The 17,402-nt window shown below is 64.7% G+C and carries 18 protein-coding genes; 12 read left to right on the top strand and 6 right to left on the bottom strand.

Translation table 11 applies throughout. From position 1 onward, the window contains the following. Window positions 1-3: 3 nt before the first annotated feature. Both gatC and K6301_RS05655 read right to left on the bottom strand, forming a co-directional pair. Window positions 4-291 carry an Asp-tRNA(Asn)/Glu-tRNA(Gln) amidotransferase subunit GatC gene (gene gatC / locus K6301_RS05660; protein ID WP_134650703.1) on the bottom strand — a complete coding sequence of 96 codons (288 nt, stop codon included), beginning with the start codon at window positions 289-291 and terminating at the stop codon, window positions 4-6. 105 nt (window positions 292-396) lie between these two features. Further along, window positions 397-1,101 (bottom strand): metal-dependent hydrolase, encoded by a 705-nt coding sequence (locus K6301_RS05655; RefSeq protein ID WP_247219830.1) that lies wholly within the window; start codon window positions 1,099-1,101, stop codon window positions 397-399. Window positions 1,102-1,212: 111 nt separating this feature from the next. Between K6301_RS05655 and K6301_RS05650 the strand changes: the two genes are divergently transcribed. Both K6301_RS05650 and ruvX read left to right on the top strand, forming a co-directional pair. Next, on the top strand, window positions 1,213-1,509 hold the full coding sequence (locus K6301_RS05650) for an alkylphosphonate utilization protein (protein WP_247219828.1): 297 nt from the start codon (window positions 1,213-1,215) through the stop codon (window positions 1,507-1,509). 11 nt (window positions 1,510-1,520) lie between these two features. Next, a complete protein-coding gene (gene ruvX, locus K6301_RS05645) occupies window positions 1,521-2,006 on the top strand; it encodes a Holliday junction resolvase RuvX (protein ID WP_247219826.1) in 486 nt (161 codons plus the stop codon). Here the strand turns inward: ruvX and K6301_RS05640 are convergent. Then, a complete protein-coding gene (locus K6301_RS05640; RefSeq protein WP_241596324.1) occupies window positions 1,952-2,278 on the bottom strand; it encodes a DUF6105 family protein in 327 nt (108 codons plus the stop codon). The two genes, ruvX and K6301_RS05640, sit on opposite strands and share 55 nt — an antisense overlap. After that, on the bottom strand, window positions 2,275-2,406 hold the full coding sequence (locus tag K6301_RS25010; RefSeq protein ID WP_281505879.1) for a hypothetical protein: 132 nt from the start codon (window positions 2,404-2,406) through the stop codon (window positions 2,275-2,277). Before K6301_RS25010 ends, K6301_RS05640 begins: the two co-directional genes overlap by 4 nt. A 207-nt stretch (window positions 2,407-2,613) precedes the next feature. Between K6301_RS25010 and K6301_RS05635 the strand changes: the two genes are divergently transcribed. Then, window positions 2,614-3,549, top strand: a complete 936-nt coding sequence (locus tag K6301_RS05635; RefSeq protein ID WP_247219824.1) for an AEC family transporter — start codon at window positions 2,614-2,616, stop codon at window positions 3,547-3,549. Here the strand turns inward: K6301_RS05635 and K6301_RS05630 are convergent. Then, window positions 3,531-5,177, bottom strand: a complete 1,647-nt coding sequence (locus K6301_RS05630; RefSeq protein WP_247219822.1) for an acyl-CoA dehydrogenase family protein — start codon at window positions 5,175-5,177, stop codon at window positions 3,531-3,533. The two genes, K6301_RS05635 and K6301_RS05630, sit on opposite strands and share 19 nt — an antisense overlap. 171 nt (window positions 5,178-5,348) lie before the next feature. Between K6301_RS05630 and K6301_RS05625 the strand changes: the two genes are divergently transcribed. The 4 genes from K6301_RS05625 to dprA all read left to right on the top strand — a co-directional run bounded on the left by K6301_RS05625 (window position 5,349) and on the right by dprA (window position 9,546). Beyond that, the gene (locus K6301_RS05625) at window positions 5,349-6,290 is read left to right on the top strand and encodes an aspartate carbamoyltransferase catalytic subunit (RefSeq protein ID WP_134650710.1); all 942 of its coding nucleotides are present in this window, start codon (window positions 5,349-5,351) and stop codon (window positions 6,288-6,290) included. After that, window positions 6,287-7,579 (top strand): dihydroorotase, encoded by a 1,293-nt coding sequence (locus tag K6301_RS05620; protein ID WP_247219820.1) that lies wholly within the window; start codon window positions 6,287-6,289, stop codon window positions 7,577-7,579. Before K6301_RS05625 ends, K6301_RS05620 begins: the two co-directional genes overlap by 4 nt. 198 nt (window positions 7,580-7,777) lie before the next feature. Next, complete coding sequence (plsY, locus tag K6301_RS05615) at window positions 7,778-8,392, top strand: glycerol-3-phosphate 1-O-acyltransferase PlsY (RefSeq protein ID WP_425475373.1); 615 nt, start codon at window positions 7,778-7,780, stop codon at window positions 8,390-8,392. Window positions 8,393-8,394: 2 nt separating this feature from the next. Beyond that, a complete protein-coding gene (gene dprA / locus K6301_RS05610; protein WP_247219819.1) occupies window positions 8,395-9,546 on the top strand; it encodes a DNA-processing protein DprA in 1,152 nt (383 codons plus the stop codon). Here dprA and K6301_RS05605 read toward each other — a convergent pair. Further along, window positions 9,478-9,732: a hypothetical protein gene (locus tag K6301_RS05605; RefSeq protein ID WP_247219817.1), complete on the bottom strand. Its 255-nt coding sequence runs from the start codon at window positions 9,730-9,732 to the stop codon at window positions 9,478-9,480. The genes dprA and K6301_RS05605 overlap by 69 nt on opposite strands. Before the next feature lie 257 nt (window positions 9,733-9,989). On the opposite strand from K6301_RS05605, the gene topA reads away from it, so the two are divergent. The 5 genes from topA to K6301_RS05580 all read left to right on the top strand — a co-directional run bounded on the left by topA (window position 9,990) and on the right by K6301_RS05580 (window position 17,394). Then, the gene (gene topA / locus K6301_RS05600) at window positions 9,990-12,647 is read left to right on the top strand and encodes a type I DNA topoisomerase (RefSeq protein ID WP_247219815.1); all 2,658 of its coding nucleotides are present in this window, start codon (window positions 9,990-9,992) and stop codon (window positions 12,645-12,647) included. 4 nt (window positions 12,648-12,651) lie between these two features. Continuing rightward, window positions 12,652-15,003, top strand: a complete 2,352-nt coding sequence (gene rnr / locus K6301_RS05595) for a ribonuclease R (protein ID WP_247219813.1) — start codon at window positions 12,652-12,654, stop codon at window positions 15,001-15,003. Between the two features lie 63 nt (window positions 15,004-15,066). Then, on the top strand, window positions 15,067-15,537 hold the full coding sequence (locus tag K6301_RS05590) for a DUF983 domain-containing protein (RefSeq protein ID WP_247219811.1): 471 nt from the start codon (window positions 15,067-15,069) through the stop codon (window positions 15,535-15,537). Further along, complete coding sequence (locus K6301_RS05585; RefSeq protein ID WP_247219809.1) at window positions 15,534-16,196, top strand: NUDIX hydrolase; 663 nt, start codon at window positions 15,534-15,536, stop codon at window positions 16,194-16,196. Before K6301_RS05590 ends, K6301_RS05585 begins: the two co-directional genes overlap by 4 nt. A 13-nt stretch (window positions 16,197-16,209) precedes the next feature. Continuing rightward, window positions 16,210-17,394: an MFS transporter gene (locus K6301_RS05580; RefSeq protein WP_247219807.1), complete on the top strand. Its 1,185-nt coding sequence runs from the start codon at window positions 16,210-16,212 to the stop codon at window positions 17,392-17,394. Window positions 17,395-17,402: the final 8 nt, after the last annotated feature.

Below are 17,402 nucleotides of genomic sequence, written 5' to 3'. Positions count from 1 at the left end.
GGATTACTCCACAACCTTCGGAACCTGGAAGAAATTGCGGTCGGTTGCCGGGGCGTTGGCGACGATCGCGTCGGCCTTGTTGCCGTCGTTGACGATGTCCTGGCGCTTGCGCATCTCCATCGGGGTGACTGAGGTCATCGGCTCGACGCCCTCGACATTCACCTCGGACAGCTGTTCGACGAAGCCCAGGATACCATTGAGCTCGCCGGTCATGCGGTTTGCCTCTTCTTCGCTGACGGCGATGCGGGCAAGGCGCGCAACGCGCTTCACGGTGGCTAGATCTACGGACATGGACGGTCTCCGGTGGGAAATTTCCCCTTCGCTATAATGACCAAGCCCAAGGGGCGCAACGGGGGAATGGCCGCTTCCACGCCCCCTCGCCCGATTTCCCGCGGTTCAGCGCGTGACGACGCCACCGACCTGGGGCACCTCGATGCGGGTGGACGCACCCTCCATGGCCTGCACGAAAAGGTCCGCCGTCTGGTCGATGATGCCGAAGGAACCGTAATGGCAGGGAATGACGGTGCCGAAGGTGAAGAAACGCTGGCAGGCGAGTGCCGCTACGGCACCGCCCATGGTGAACCGGTCGCCGATCGGCACCAGGCCGATTTCCGGCTGGTGCAGCTCGTTGATCAGCGCCATGTCGGAAAAGATATCCGTATCGCCCATGTGGTAGAGCGTCGGCTCGTCCTCGAAATGCAGGACCAGGCCGTTGGCGCTGCCGAGCGAGTGGGAGGTGCCGTCCTCGGTGATCTGCGCCGACGAATGCAGCGCGTTGACGAAGGTTGTCGAGAAACCGTCGAAATGCACGGTGCCGCCGGTATTGCCCATATCGACATTCTCGACGCCCTTGGCGCCGAGCCAGGTTGCGAGATCGGCATTGGCGAGCACGGTCGCGCCGGTTTCCTTCGCGATCCCGATCGTGTCGCCGACATGATCGCCGTGGCCGTGGGTCAGCAGGATATGGGTGAGGCCGGAAACGGCGTCCTTGCGCGTCGCCTCGTCGAAGGCGGGATTGCCGGTGAAGAACGGGTCGATGAGGATCTTCGCCTTCGCCGTTTCGATGCGGAAAGCCGAGTGGCCGAGCCAGGTGATTTTCATGGGAAGTCTCCGGTTTGGATTCGTCACGCAATATAGTCGGCGCGAAGGCCGTTTCCATCCGCCGCCGGATCGTTATAAGCGTGGCGCTCATGATTGAAGAAGGAGTTCGCCATGAGCGACGACGATTACATCTATGACGAAGCGACCGGCGAATGGCGCCCGGCTTCCGAGATCGCAGCGGAAAAGGCTGCGCAGAGCGCCGTGCACGACGCCGCCGGCAATGTGCTGGCGGATGGCGATTCGGTCGTGCTCATCAAGGACCTGAAGGTCAAGGGTGCGGGCCAGACGCTGAAGCAGGGAACGGTGATCCGCTCGATCCGCCTGACGGACAACCCGGAGGAAATCGACTGCCGGCATGAAAGCATCCGCGGCCTGGTGCTGCGCACCGAATTCGTCCGCAAACGGTGAGAGGCAGGCCCATGGCGACACTGACGCTGGAAGAACTGTCGCAGGTCCTCGCCCCCGGCCAGCCTGTCGCGGGCCTCGATCTCGGCACCAAGACCATCGGCCTCTCGGTCTCCGATATCGGCCGACGGCTCGCGACACCCCGGCCTGTGCTGAAGCGCGTGAAATTCACGCAGGATGCCGAGTTGCTGCTTGCCTTTGCAGCGAAAGAGAAGATCGCGGCCTTCGTCATCGGCCTGCCCGTCAACATGGACGGCAGCGCCGGTCCACGCGTGCAGGCCACCCGCGCCTTCGTGCGCTCCATGTCGGAGAAAACGCATATTCCCTTCGTCTTCTGGGACGAACGGCTTTCGACGGTGGCGGCGGAACGCACGCTGATCGAAATGGATGTCTCGCGCAAGAAGCGGGCCGAGCGCATCGACTCGGCGGCTGCGTCCTTCATCCTTCAGGGCGCGCTGGACAGGCTTTCATCCCTGGCCAGGACGGCCGGCGCCGACTGACGGCGCGCCTGCCACCAGGCCGCGATCTTCTTGCGGCGGCGGAAGGCGATGATGCCGAGCACGAGGAAGCTGTCGAGGATGATGGCGCGCAGGACAAGCGGCGGAATGCTCTCCGGCGGAATGCCGAGAATGTGCCCGTAGATGCGGAACACCAGATCATGGGCATCGCGCGTCAGCATGAAGATACCGAAATTCATGTCGTAGTAGGACAGCCCGTACCAGCTGCCCAGCAGCGCAATCGGCCCCGCCCAGAGAATGAGGAACCACTTCATGCCGCTCTCCTCCGCGTTGCCAGAAGGTCCGCGGCGGCAAACAGCGTTTCGCTGATCGCCACGACCGCGACAAGAACGATGAGCGGAAGCACGATATCCACCGCCGCGAAGGAAAACAGGGTCGTCATGACCGATATCCGGGCCACCATGGCCATACTCGTCACTCGCTACATGGTTAACAGCAGGTTAATGCCAGCTTTGCCGGTTAACCCTGTCCGCGCAATGCAAACCTGCGATTAAGGTTAATTTCCACACGTGCGGCGGTCGCAACCGCACTTGCCACCACCACCGCGACAGGGCATGAGCGGATAATCGTCTCTCGGCCCTCCGGTTCCATGCTCCTCATCTTCGAAAGCATCCTGCCCATCTTCCTGCTCGTCGTGCTGGGCGTGCTGCTCAAACGCTGGCGCGCCATCGACCGCGACATGTGGAACGGGCTCGAGCAACTCGGCTTCTATGTGCTGTTTCCGTGCCTGCTCTTCACGACGCTCGCCAAGGCCGAATTCTCGGGGATCGCAGCCGGCAGCGTCGCGGTCAGCTCCATCGGCTCGGTGACGCTCATCGCGCTGCTGCTCGCCTTGTCCTGGCCGCTCTTCCGGGCCGCCGGGGTGTCGGGTTCGTCCTTCACCTCGGTCTTCCAGACCTCGACCCGCTGGAACGCCTTCATCGCGCTCGCCATCGGCGAAAAGCTCTACGGGCAACAAAGCCTCGCGCTTGTGGCGCTGGTGGCCACGCTGATCATCATTCCCCTCAATTTCTACAATATCGCCATGCTGATCTGGTTCGGCGGCGGCAGCCGGAGCCTGAAGACCTTCCTGTGGAAGGTGCTGACAAACCCGATGATCATCGGGTCGGCGCTGGGCGTTGCTGTCAATTTGCTGGAAATCCCACTCTATCGGCCGGTCATGCAGGCGGCGGAGCTGGTCGCCAGTTCGTCGCTGAGCCTGGGCCTCATCATGGTCGGTGCCGGTCTGAAACTGGCGGATGCCCTGAGACCACGTCCGCTGGCGCTGCTGCCGGTGTTCCTGAAACTGATCTTCATGCCCGTCGTGATGACGGCGGCGGCCTATGCGCTGGGCATTCGCGGCGAGCTCCTCATGACCATCACCATGGGGGCGAGCGTGCCGACTGCCATGAACGGCTACGTGCTGGCCAAGCAGATGGGTGGCGACGCGCCGCTCTATGCGGCGGTTGCGACGCTTCAGACGGTCGCGTCCTTCTTCACCATTCCCATCGTCCTGGCCGCGGCGGCCTATCTGGCCGGCGGATAGAGCAGGTCGACGATGTAGGCCGAATCGAAGCGCGAATCGAGCATGCCGTAGGTCGCCCGCCAGCCGGAGGCCAGACGCGTTTCGAGGAAGGCATCGGCGATGCGGCCGGCACCGGCACGGTAAAGTTCGGCGGCGGCCGCAGCCAGGGCCAGTTGCTCCACCAGCATGCGGGCAGCGCCCTCGTCCCGCTCGCACAGCGAGAGCGCGGCGCGCAGCACCTCCACCGTCTTCTTCCCGGCGGGGCCGAGATCGCGGGCAAAGCCCGCGAAGAGCAGTTCGAACAGGTCCCTGCCCCGGCTGATGACGCGCATCAGGTCAAGCGCCATGACATTGCCGGACCCCTCCCAGATCGCGTTGACCGGCGCCTCGCGATAGTGGCGGGCAATCGGGCGCTCCTCCACGTAGCCGCTGCCGCCGATACATTCCATCGCCTCGTAGATGAGCGCGGGCGCGATCTTGCAGCACCAGTATTTCGTGACCGGCGTCATGATGCGGGCATAGGCGGCGTCGCTTGCGCTGTCGCGCGCCTTGTCGAAGGCATCGGCGAGGCGGAAGGAGAGCGCGGTCGCACCGGCGACATCGAGCGCCATGTCGGCCAGTACCCGTGTCATGATCGGCTGCGCGACGAGCGGCTTGCCGAAGACCATGCGGCCGCGGGTGTGATGCACGGCTTCCGCAAGCGACGCCCGCATGATGCCGGCAGAGGCCAGCGCGCAATCGAGCCGCGTCAGCGTGACCATGTCGAGAATGGTGCCGATACCGGCATCGGGCTTGCCGAGCAGGAAGCCGAACGTGTCGGCGAACTCCACCTCCGACGAGGCATTGGAGCGGTTGCCGACCTTGTCCTTGAGGCGCTGGAAGCGCAGGCCGTTGCCCGAACCGTCCTCCAGCAGGCGCGGCACGAGGAAGCAGCCGACGCCCTCGCGGGTCTGCGCGAGCATGACGAAGCCGTCGCTCATCGGCGCGGACATGAACCATTTGTGGCCGTTCAGCCGGTAGATGCCCTCGCCGACCCGCTCGGCTGTCGAGGTATTGGCGCGCACATCCGTGCCGCCCTGCTTTTCCGTCATGCCCATGCCGATGGTGATGGCGCTCTTCTGCATGGCGGGCTTGTTGGCGCTGTCGTATTTGCGCGACAGGATCTTGCGGCCCCATTCGCGCTGGACCTGCGGCGAGGCCGAAAGTGCCGCGACGGAAGCGCTCGTCATGGTCAGCGGGCACAGATGCCCGCATTCGAGCTGCGCGGTCAGAAAGAAGCGGGCGGCGCGTGCCTTGTGCGCGATGCCCTTCTCGTCCGGGACGTTTTCCCAGAGCGAGGAGTGCAGGCCGTTCGACATTGACCGGCGCATCAGCGCATGCCAGGCGGGGTGATAGTCCACGACATCGAGGCGCTCGCCGCGCGGGCCATGCGTGCGCAGCTGCGGTACGCCCTCGTTTGCCATGCGCGCAAGCTCCTGCGCCTCCGGCGAAGTCACATAGCGGCCGATCGCGTCGAACTCGTCGCGAAGGCTCTTGGGCATGGCGTCCGTGGCGTCGACCAGCAGCGGATCGGAGCGGTAGGCATTGATGCCCGACCACAGCGGCGGCTGGTTGAGATCGGCAAGTTTCTGTTCGGTGTCGCGAGTCATGAGCGGGTTCTATCCCAAGTCGCGACGGGGCGAAACGGGGCCGTGATGCCGCAAACGCGCTTGAGCGAACAAAAGCGTGGGAATGCATAGCGCGCCGCCCGCCGCGCCTTGCCGCGCGCAAACCGACACTTTATAGACCGCGCGTATCCACGACAGTTGAGGCGGAGCCCCATGGACTTCTTTCCGCATCGCCACCTTCTCGGCATCAAGGGTCTGACGGAGCAGGACATCACCCTCCTGCTCGACCGTGCCGACGAGGCAGTGAAAATCTCCCGCCAGCGGGAGAAGAAGACGTCGGCGCTCCGCGGCCTGACGCAGATCAACCTCTTCTTCGAAGCGTCCACCCGCACGCAATCGTCCTTCGAACTGGCCGGCAAGCGGCTCGGGGCGGATGTGATGAACATGTCGGTCGGCAATTCCTCGGTGAAGAAGGGCGAAACCCTGATCGACACCGCGATGACGCTGAATGCGATGCATCCGGACGTGCTCGTGGTGCGCCACTCCTCCGCCGGGGCCGCCGCCCTTCTGGCGCAGAAAGTATCCTGCGCCGTCATCAATGCCGGCGACGGCCAGCACGAGCATCCCACCCAGGCCCTGCTCGACGCGCTGACCATCCGCCGCGCCCGGGGCAAGCTGTCGCGCATCATCGTCGCCATCTGCGGCGACGTGCTGCATTCGCGGGTCGCCCGCTCGAACATCCTCCTGCTCAACGCCATGGGCGCGCGCGTGCGCGTGGTGGCGCCGGCGACGCTGCTGCCCTCCGGCATCGCGGAAATGGGGGCCGAGGTCTATCACTCCATGGAGGAAGGCCTGAAGGATGCCGACGTCGTGATGATGCTTCGCCTGCAGCGCGAGCGCATGTCCGGCGCCTTCGTGCCCTCGGTGCGCGAATACTTCCACTATTACGGCCTCGACGCCGAAAAGCTGAAGGCGGCGAAGGAGGATGCGCTCGTCATGCATCCCGGCCCGATGAACCGCGGCGTGGAGATCGCCTCCGAAATCGCCGATGGTCCGCAGAGCGTGATCGAACAGCAGGTCGAGATGGGCGTTGCCGTGCGTATGGCCGTCATGCAGACGCTTCTCCTCTCGCAGAATCAGGATGTCCGCGCATGACCCGCACCACCGTCCTGAAAAACCTCCGCATCCTCGACCCGTCCCGCAACCTCGATGAAAACGGCTCCATCGTCATCGAGAACGGCCGGATCGCCGCCATCGGCAGCGGCGCGCACAACCAGGGCGCCCCTGAGGGCGCCGAGATCGTCGACGGTCGCGGCGTGATCGCCGCGCCCGGCCTGGTCGATGCCAGGGTGTTCGTCGGCGAGCCGGGCGCGGAACATCGCGAGACCATCGAATCCGCCTCGCGCGCCGCAGCGGCAGGCGGCGTGACCACCTTCATCACCATGCCGGACACCGACCCCGTCATCGACGACATCGCGCTGGTGGAGTTCGTGCTGAAGAACGCCCGCGACAAGGCGATCGTCAACATCCACCCGGCCGCCGCTCTCACCAAGGGCCTTGCCGGCGAGGAGATGACGGAATTCGGACTGCTCAAGGATGCCGGCGCTGTGGCTTTCACCAATGGCCGCAACCCCATGCACAATGCGCAGGTGTTGCGCCGTGCCATGACCTATGCGCGCGAATTCGGCAGCGTCATCGCGCTTGAAACGCGTGACAAGTATCTCGGCGCCGGCGGCGTCATGAACGAGGGGCTGCTTGCAAGCTGGCTCGGCCTGTCCGGCAGCCCGCGCGAAGCCGAGCTGATCCCGCTTGAGCGTGACCTGCGCATCGCCGGCCTCACCCGCGGCAAGTACCATGCCGCGCAGATCTCCGTGCCGGAATCCGCCGAGGCCTTGAAGACCGCCCGCCAGCGCGGGGCAAATGTCACCTGCGGCATTTCGATCAACCACCTGACGCTCAACGAGAACGATATCGGCGAGTACCGCACGTTCTTCAAGCTGTCGCCGCCGCTGCGCGGCGAGGATGATCGCAAGGCCATGGTCGACGCGCTTGCCAGGGGTGACATCGACATCATCGTTTCCTCGCACGATCCGCAGGATGTCGACACCAAGCGGCTGCCCTTCGCCGATGCGGCGGACGGCGCCATCGGGCTCGAAACCATGCTGGCGGCGGCGCTCCGGCTGCACCACAGCGGTGAAGTCCCGCTGATGCGGCTCATCGATGCGCTGTCGACGCGCCCGGCGAAGATCTTCGGTCTCGATGCGGGAACGCTCGCACCGGGTGCGAAGGCCGATATCGTGCTGATCGACCCGGACGAACCGTGGCTTGCCACCAAGGAGACCTTCGTCTCGCGCTCGAAGAACACGCCGTTCGAAGATGCCCGCTTTACGGGACGCGCCGTTAGCACCTATGTTGCCGGCGAACGGGTGCATTCGCTGGGCTGATGGGACGTCGGCCTATGGGGTGCGGATCCTCGGGTCAAGCCCGAGGATGACGGAGGAGATGACATGCCGTAGCGCCCATCGAAGGGTGTTACGCGCGGCAAGGTTTCTCCAGGTCACTCCGCATCCCTTTCTTCATCCTCGGGCTTGACCCGAGGATCCATGACCGCGAATGCAGAGAATGAAACGGGGGGAACAATCGTGTCCGACATCTTCAGCTGGCCGCTCGGCGCCTTGCCAACCCTTGCCGCCCTCGCCTTCGGCTATCTGCTCGGGTCGATACCCTTCGGCCTGGTCCTCACCCGCATGGCGGGTCTGGGCGACGTGCGCAAGATCGGTTCGGGCAATATCGGCGCGACGAACGTGCTGCGCACCGGCAACAAGAAGCTCGCCGCCGCGACATTGCTTCTTGACGCGCTGAAGGGCACGGCCGCGGCCGCCATCGCATCGTGCTGGGGCATCGAGGCCGGCATTGCCGCGGGCTTCGCCGCCTTTCTCGGCCACCTCTTTCCCGTCTGGCTGGGTTTCAAGGGCGGCAAGGGTGTCGCGACCTATGTCGGCGTCTTGCTCGGGCTCGTCCCCGTCATGCTCGCGGTCTTCGCGGCCGTGTGGATCGCCTGCGCTTACATCACCCGCTACTCGTCGCTCTCGGCCCTGGTTGCAACAGCCGTATCTCCGGTTGTATTGTGGTTTCTGGGATATGAGAAAGTGGCGCTGCTCTTCCTGGTGCTCACCCTCATCACCTGGTGGAAGCACAGTGCCAATATCAGCCGTCTTGTGAGCGGCACGGAAAGCAAGATCGGCAGCAAGGGATAGCCATGGACGACCGCAGCGCAAGGGCCACGGGAATTGCGCTGACGGAACGACAGAGGATCGCCTGGCTGCGGCTCATCCGAAGCGACAATGTCGGGCCGGTCACGTTCCGCGACCTGATCAACCACTTCGGCAGCGCCGAGACCGCGCTGGAAATGCTGCCGGAACTCTCGCGCCGCGGCGGGGCATCGCGCAGCATCCGCGTCGCCAGCCGGGCGGATGCGGAACGCGAAATGGACATGGCCGAACGCCATGGCGCAGGTTTCGTCGGCATCGGCGAGCCGGACTATCCGCCCCTTCTGCGCCAGATCGACGGCGCGCCGCCACTCTTGGCCGTCAAGGGCAACCGCAAGGTCATGACGGCGCCGGCCGTCGGCATCGTCGGCGCGCGCAACGCTTCCATTTCAGGCATGAAGTTCGCAGGCCTCCTGGCGCGGGATATCGGCCGGGCGGGTTATACGATCGTATCCGGTCTTGCCCGCGGCATCGACACCGCCGCCCATCGCGCCAGCATCGAGACCGGCACCATCGCCGCCATGGCCGGCGGCCTCGACAAGCCCTACCCGCCCGAGAATATCGGGCTTCTCGACGAACTCACCGCACGCGACGGCGTCGCGGTCAGCGAGATGCCCTTCGGGTGGGAGCCGCGCGCACGCGATTTCCCCCGCCGCAACCGTTTGATCGCCGGCATGTCACTTGGCCTCGTCGTGGTTGAGGCGGCGATGCGCTCCGGCTCGCTGATCACCGCGCGCAATGCCGGCGACTTCGGACGGCTGGTCTTCGCCGTGCCGGGCTCGCCGCTCGACCCACGCTGCGAGGGAACGAACGGCCTTTTGAAGGATGGTGCGACGATCACCACGACGGCACAAGATGTGCTGGACGGCCTGCGGCCCTTATGCGAACCCGATCTCTTCCAGCCGAACAGCGGAGCCGACGAACCCGATGAGGACATCGCCTCCGCCGAACGGCTGCCACCGAGCGAAAGCGATCGCGAGCGGCTGACGGAGGCCCTCAGTCCCGTCCCGACAGAGATCGACGAGATCATTCGCTACACCGGCATCGCCCCGTCGGCCGTCTATCTCATCCTGCTAGAACTTGACCTTGCGGGCCGTTTGGAACGCCATGTCGATGGGCGCGTCTCGATGACCACGGACTGAGAGCGGCCTCACGCCCGACAGGATGTCTCCGGCTTCGACATAGGCCATCTCGATCAGGTAGCGCAGCATGTCGGCGCCGTCGTTGTTCGCGATGCTGCGCAATTCACCGAGCATCTGGCGTATATAGGCTATGTTATCCTCCGCAGTGCGCGGCGGCATGCTTGGCGTGGCTTGTTTCGGGTTCATGGCACCCCCGTTGCATCCGTGACGAATCATCACTTCAGGTTGCAATTCCGTACCACCCAAACGATAATACGATTATTTATAATTGCAATAATTTATTAGTCCACTTTTGGTTGCATTGCGTTGTAACCGACTTATTTCAACCCTACCTCTTGACCGAAACGCTTTCCCTGTTCATGTCGAAACACACTTTGCGGCGCAGGACGCCTTCTTTTTTGCCGCGCGCTCAAGCTGCGGCACCTGGTATCAGAGAAATGACGATGAATGTTGTAGTTGTGGAATCGCCTTCCAAGGCCAAGACGATCAACAAGTATCTCGGGCCTGGCTACACCGTGCTCGCCTCGTTCGGCCATGTCCGCGACCTGCCGGCCAAGGACGGCTCCGTGCGCCCGGACGAAGACTTCGAGATGTCCTGGGAAGTCGACACCGCGTCTGCAAAACGCATCAAGGACATTGCCGACGCGATGAAGTCGTCCGATGGCCTCATCCTCGCGACCGACCCGGATCGCGAAGGTGAAGCGATTTCCTGGCACGTGCTCGATGTGCTCAACAAGAAGAAGGCGATCGGCGACAAGCCGGTGAAGCGCGTGGTTTTCAACGCCATCACCAAATCGGCCGTGCTCGACGCGATGAAACATCCGCGCGACATCGATATCGCGCTGGTCGACGCCTATCTGGCGCGCCGCGCCCTCGACTATCTCGTCGGCTTCAACCTGTCGCCGGTGCTCTGGCGCAAGCTGCCGGGTGCGCGTTCGGCCGGGCGCGTGCAGTCGGTCGCGCTTCGCCTCGTCTGCGACCGGGAAGCCGAGATCGAGCGCTTCATCTCGGAAGAGTATTGGAACCTCTCCGCCGTGCTGAAGACGCCGCGCGGCGACGAGTTCGAGGCACGTCTCGTTTCCGCCGAGGGCAAGCGCCTGACGCCAAAGGCCATCGGCAATGCCGAGGAGGCCAACCGCCTGAAAGCCCTGCTCGACGGCGCGTCCTATCGCGTGGAAAGCGTCGAGGCGAAGCCCACCAAGCGCAACCCCGCCCCGCCCTTCACCACATCGACTTTGCAGCAGGCCGCATCCTCCAAGCTCGGCTTCTCGGCGTCGCGCACCATGCAGGTGGCGCAGAAGCTCTATGAAGGCATCGATATCGGCGGCGAGACGGTCGGTCTCATCACCTATATGCGTACCGACGGCGTGCAGATGGCACCCGAGGCGATCGACGCCGCCCGCCGGGCCGTCGCAAACCAGTTCGGCGAGCGCTATGTGCCGGAAAAGCCACGCCTCTACTCCACCAAGGCAAAGAACGCCCAGGAAGCGCACGAGGCCATCCGCCCGACATCGTTCGACCGCACGCCTGATGAAGTGCGCCGCTTCCTCGATGCCGACCAGCTGAAGCTCTACGATCTCGTCTGGAAACGCGGCATCGCGAGCCAGATGGCCTCCGCCGAGATCGAGCGCACGACGGTCGAGATCGAAGCCGACAACGGCGGCCGCAAGGCCGGCGTGCGCGCCACCGGTTCGGTCATCCGCTTCGACGGCTTCATCGCCGCCTATACGGACCAGAAGGAGGACGGCGAGCAATCGGACGACGGCGACGACGACGGCCGCCTGCCGGAAATCAACGCGCAGGAGAAGCTCGACAAGCAGAAGGTGAATGCCACGCAGCACTTCACCGAACCGCCGCCGCGCTATTCCGAAGCCACGCTCATCAAGAAGATGGAAGAGCTCGGCATCGGCCGTCCCTCCACCTACGCCGCGACCCTCGCCACGCTGCGCGACCGCGAATACATCACCATCGACAAGCGCAAGCTGATCCCCGAGGCCAAGGGCCGTCTCGTGACGGCTTTCCTAGAAAGCTTCTTCACGCGCTATGTCGAATACGATTTCACGGCCGATCTCGAAGAGAAACTCGACAAGATCTCGGCCGGCGAACTCGACTGGAAGCAGGTCCTGCGTGATTTCTGGAAGGATTTCTTCGCGCAGATCGAGGATACCAAGGAGCTGCGCGTCACCAATGTCCTCGATGCGCTGAACGAGGAACTGGCGCCGCTCGTCTTCCCCAAGCGCGAGGACGGCAGCGATCCGCGTATCTGCCAGGTGTGCGGCACCGGCAAGCTGTCGCTGAAGCTCGGCAAGTTCGGCGCCTTCGTCGGCTGCTCGAACTATCCGGAGTGCAACTATACCCGCCAGCTTTCCGCCGATAGCGGTTCCGATGCGGATGCGTCCGTCTCCAACGAGCCGCAGAGCCTCGGCAAGGACCCGCATACCGGCGAGGAAATCACCCTGCGCTCCGGTCGCTTCGGGCCTTACGTGCAGCGCGGCGACGGCAAGGAAGCCAAGCGGTCCAGCCTGCCCAAGGGCTGGGCGCCTGCCACCATCGATCATGAAAAGGCCGTCGCCCTGCTCTCGTTGCCGCGCGATATCGGCCAGCATCCGGAAACGGGCAAGATGATCTCGGCCGGGCTTGGCCGCTATGGGCCGTTCCTGCTGCACGATGGCGGCTACGCCAACCTGGAGACCGTCGAGGACGTCTTCTCGATCGGCCTCAACCGCGCCGTCAGCGTCATCGCCGACAAGGCGTCGAAGGGTCCCGGCGGTCGTGGCCGTGGAACACCGGCTGCGCTGAAGACGCTCGGCGACCACCCGGACGGCGGCCCCATCACGGTGCGCGACGGCAAGTACGGCCCCTATGTCAACTGGGGCAAGGTGAATGCGACCCTGCCGAAGGACAAGTCCGCCGACAGCGTCACGCTGGAGGAAGCGCTCGTTCTGATCGCCGACAAGGCCGGCAAGACGCCTACCAAGGGCGGCAAGGCCAAGGCGACGAAGACCACGAAGGCGGCAAAGACCGGCGAGGCCAAGACGGCGAAGCCCAAAGCGAAGGCCGCCGCCAAGCCGAAGGCGGCCCCCAAGGCAAAGAAGGCCTGACCGAATGACCAGAGAACCACGCAGCCGGTCAGGACAATCCAGACGGCCCGGCCGCGCGGGTCGTGATGCGCCGGCGGCAGACGACACGCCGATCATCCACGGCGTCGTGCCGCCGCGCGACGTTCTCCTGCGCTTCATCGCCGATCATCCCGAGCAGGCCTCCAAGCGCGAAATCGCCAAGGCCTTCGGGCTGAAGGGCGAAGCGCGCGTGGAACTGAAGGCATTGCTGAAATCCTTCGAGGAGGATGGGCTGCTGGAGAAGCGCCGCAAGTCGCTGGTGCGCCCCGGCGCCCTGCCACCGGTCGCCGTGCTCGACATCACGACGCGCGACGTGGATGGCGAACTGATCGGCCGCCCTGCCGAATGGCTTGACGATGCGGGCGTGGCGCCCGCGGTGCTGATCCGCCAGTCGGGCGGGCCGCGCAAGGACAAGGCGCCGGTCGCCGGTCTTGGCGACCGGGTTCTTGCCAAGATCTTTCCGACCAAGGAACGCGGCGGGCCGGCCTATACCGGCCGCGTCATCAAGGTTCTCGACAAGAAGAAGAACTCCGGCATGGGCGTCTTCCGCTCCATGCCCGGCGGCAATGGGCGCATCCTGCCGATCGACCGTCGCGGCGAGGAGATGGACGTCGATGCCGAATTCACAGCCGGCGCCAAGGACGGCGACCTCGTGGAGATCGATGTCGTGCGCATCGGCCGCTTCGGCCTGCCGCGCGCGCAGATCAAGGGCGTGATCGGCTCCGTGGCCTCGGAAAAGGCGATCTCGATGATCGCCATCCATGCCCATGGTATTCCCTACATCTTCCCCGATGCGGTCATTCGCGAGGCGGAGGCGGCGGGCCCTGCATCCATGTCGCATCGCGAGGATTGGCGCAGCCTTCCCCTCATCACCATCGACCCGGCCGACGCGAAGGACCATGACGACGCCGTGCATGCCGAGCCGGACACGTCGCCCGACAATCCCGGCGGCGTGATCGTCACCGTCGCCATCGCCGATGTCAGCTACTACGTTCGCCCGAAATCCGCACTCGACCGCGAGGCGCTGAAGCGCGGCAACTCGGTCTATTTTCCCGACCGCGTTGTGCCGATGCTGCCGGAGCGCATTTCCAACGATCTCTGCTCGCTGAAGGAAGGCGTCGACCGCCCGGCGCTCGCCGTTCGCATGGTCTTCTCCAAGGAAGGCCGCAAGGCGGGCCACACCTTCCACCGCGTCATGATGAAGAGTGCTGCAAAGCTGTCCTACCAGCAGGCGCAGGCCGCCATCGACGGCGCGCCGGATGACAAGACCGGCCCGATCATGGAGACGATCCTGAAGCCGCTCTGGGAAGCCTACCGCATCATGACGGTCGGAAGGAACCGGCGGCAGCCGCTCGAACTCGACATGCCGGAACGCAAGATCCTGCTGAAACCTGACGGCACCGTCGACCGGGTCTTCGTGCCGCCGCGCCTGGATGCACACAAGCTCATCGAAGAGATGATGATCCAGGCAAACGTCTCGGCCGCCGAAACGCTGGAGAAGAAGAAGCAGATCCTCGTCTACCGCGTGCACGACGCGCCCTCGCTTGCCAAGCAGGAGACGCTGCGCGAATTTCTCCAGACGCTCGACATCTCGCTGGTGAAGGGCGGAAACATGCGCTCCAACCATTTCAACGGCGTGCTCGCCAAGGCGAAGGACACGCCCTTCGAGCAGATGGTCAACCAGATGGTGCTGCGCTCGCAGAGCCAGGCGATCTACAGCCCCGAGAATATCGGCCATTTCGGCCTGAACCTTATGAAATACGCCCACTTCACCTCGCCGATCCGCCGCTATGCGGACCTGATCGTGCATCGTGCGCTGGTGGGCTCGCTCGGCCTGGGCGAAGGCGGCATCACGCCCGACGAAGAGGCGGCACTCGATGATATCGCGGCCGAAATCTCGACCTTCGAGCGCCGCGCCATGGCCGCGGAGCGCGATACGGTCGACCGGCTCATCGCCCACCACCTTGCGGCGCGCCTCGGCGAGGAATTCGAGGGCCGCGTGTCCGGCGTCACGAAAGCGGGACTTTTTGTCACCCTGCCCGAATATGGCGCGGATGGTTTCGTACCGATATCCATGCTCGGCCAGGATTACTTCATCTATGACGAGGCCCACCAGGCACTGTCGGGCGAAAAGACCGGGCTCGGCTATCGCGTCGGCGACGAGGTGCGCGTCAAGCTTGCCGAAGCCGTGCCGCTTGCCGGTGCGCTGCGCTTCGACATGGTCAGCGAAGGCCGCAAGATGCCGACGGCGGTGCGTTCGTTCCACAAGTCGGGCCGGCGCAAGGGATCGGCTCCTCGCCGCCAGCCGGGCACCCGCCCGCCACGCGGCCGGCGCTAGGCCCAGACAGGACATGCCGGGCGCGGTTTACACAAGCGGCCTCCGGCAGGAAGGACAGGTGACATGCAAGCCAACGAGACCGGCGAGACGACTCAGCATTTCGGGGAGAGCGGACAGCCCGTTCCGAACGACCGGCCCGTGTGGCGTTCCATCCGTCGCGGCGTGCTCAACCGCTGCCCGGCCTGCGGCACCGGCCGCCTGTTCCGCGCCTTCGTCAAGCCTGCCGATCACTGCGCGGCCTGCGGCCAGGATTTCACCCCTCAGCGTTCCGACGACCTGCCGCCCTATATCGTGATCACCATCGTCGGCCATATCGTCCTCGGCGGCTACATGGCGACAGACCTGATCCTGCCCCTGAACACGTGGCAGCATCTCATGATCTGGGTGCCCATCACCATCATCATGGCGATTGCCCTGCTCCAGCCCGTCAAGGGCGGTACGATCGGCCTGCAATGGGCGCTCAAGATGCACGGCTTCGGTGACAAACCCGCCGATGACGCGGAAGCGCCGGCGCGCGGCGACAGCGTGGCATGACGGCCATCCGGCCCGTCGACGCCGCCTCGATCCTGCTTCTCGACCGGACGGGCGGAAACATTCGCGTCCTCGTGGGACGGCGCAGCAGCCGGCATGTCTTCATGCCGGATGTCTATGTCTTCCCCGGCGGCCGGCGCGATGCCAACGACCGGCTTTTGCCCATCGCCAGCCCGCTGCATGCCCTCGCCTGCGAGAGGCTGGCGATTCGCGCCGGCGCGCGCTGTTCCGATTCGCGGCTGCGGGCGCTGGCCGTCGCGGCCATCCGGGAACTCTACGAGGAGACGGGCATCAGCGTCGGCACGCCGCTCGCCGCTCCCACAGGCCATGCCCTGCCCTTCCTGCCCGATCTGTCACGGCTGCGCTTCCTTGCGCGCGCGATCACGCCTGCCGGCATGGTGCGCCGCTACGATACGCGCTTCTTCACGCTTTTTACCGATGAAGCCGGTGTCGATCCTGCGGCGGCGACGGCCAGTCACGAGCTGGAGGACCTGCGTTGGGTCAATATTTCTGATCAGACATGCGTTGAGATGCCCGACATAACCGTCTTGATCCTTGAAGAGCTTCAAAAAAGCCTTCAGGAAGACAAATCTCTGCCGTTTGGAAGAGCCGTGCCCTTGTATCACACGCGGCACGGACGCTTCCTTCGGGACCTGCTTTGAGGACAGACCGCATATGACGCAGCCGCAATCCGGCACATCCGGCCCGGTGGAACACATTCACTGGCGTTCTCTCATTGCAGCCGTCGCCGCGATCTCCGCCGTGGGACTTGCCATCGGGCTTGGGCTTCCGCTGCTGTCGATCATCATGGAGAAGCGCGGGATCTCGCCGACCCTTATCGGCATCAATTCCGCCATGGCAGGCGTCGCTGCGATGGTGGCCGCCCCCTTCACCACGCGGCTCGCGCACGGGCTGGGCACCTCGACGACGATGTTGCTCGCCATCGTGCTGGCGGCCATCAGCGGGCTGGGCTTCTACTATATCGAGAACTTCTGGCTGTGGTTTCCGCTGCGCCTCGTCTTCCACGGGGCGATCACCACCCTGTTCATCCTCTCCGAATTCTGGATCAACGCCGCAGCACCGCCGCGCCGCCGCGGGCTGGTCCTGGGCATCTATGCGACGGTGCTGTCGCTTGGCTTCGCAGCCGGCCCGCTGCTCTTCTCGCTGCTCGGCAGCCAGGGCGTTCTGCCGTTTGCGGTCGGCGCCATGATCATCCTCCTCGCCGCCGTGCCGATCTTCATCGCACGGCGCGAGAGCCCCATCATCACCGAGAAGCCGGAAGCGCACTTCATGCGCTATGTGCTGCTGGTACCGACGGCGACGGCGGCGGTCTTCGTGTTCGGCGCGGTCGAGGTGGGCGGACTGTCCCTCTTCCCGATCTACGCCACCCGCGCGGGCTTCAGCGAGCCGCAGGCGGCCCTTCTCCTCACCGTCATGGGCATCGGCAACATGGCGTTCCAGATCCCCCTCGGCATGGTTTCCGACCGCATGCGCGACCGCCGGGGCCTGCTGACGATCATGGCCGTCATCGGCCTGATCGGCGCGCTGTCTCTGCCCCTGGTCTCGCAGAACTGGATTCTGATGGCCGTCGTGCTGTTCGTCTGGGGTGGCTGCGTTGCCGGGCTCTATACGGTCGGGCTCAGCCATCTCGGCTCGCGACTCGTCGGCGCGGACCTTGCGGCGGCCAATGCGGCCTTCATCTTCTGTTATGCGGTCGGCACGGTGGTGGGCCCGCAGGCCATCGGCGGGGCCATGGACGTCTCCGGCAATGACGGTTTTGCCTGGGCGATCGTCGCCTTCTTCGGCCTTTACCTCATACTTTCTCTTGGTCGGATGGTTTTCCGGCCGAAACAGGGTTGACTTTTCGG

It is taken from the genome of Shinella oryzae (assembly GCF_023038235.1).
GTDB lineage: Bacteria > Pseudomonadota > Alphaproteobacteria > Rhizobiales > Rhizobiaceae > Shinella > Shinella sumterensis.
This window is presented reverse-complemented; position numbering and strand designations above follow the sequence as displayed.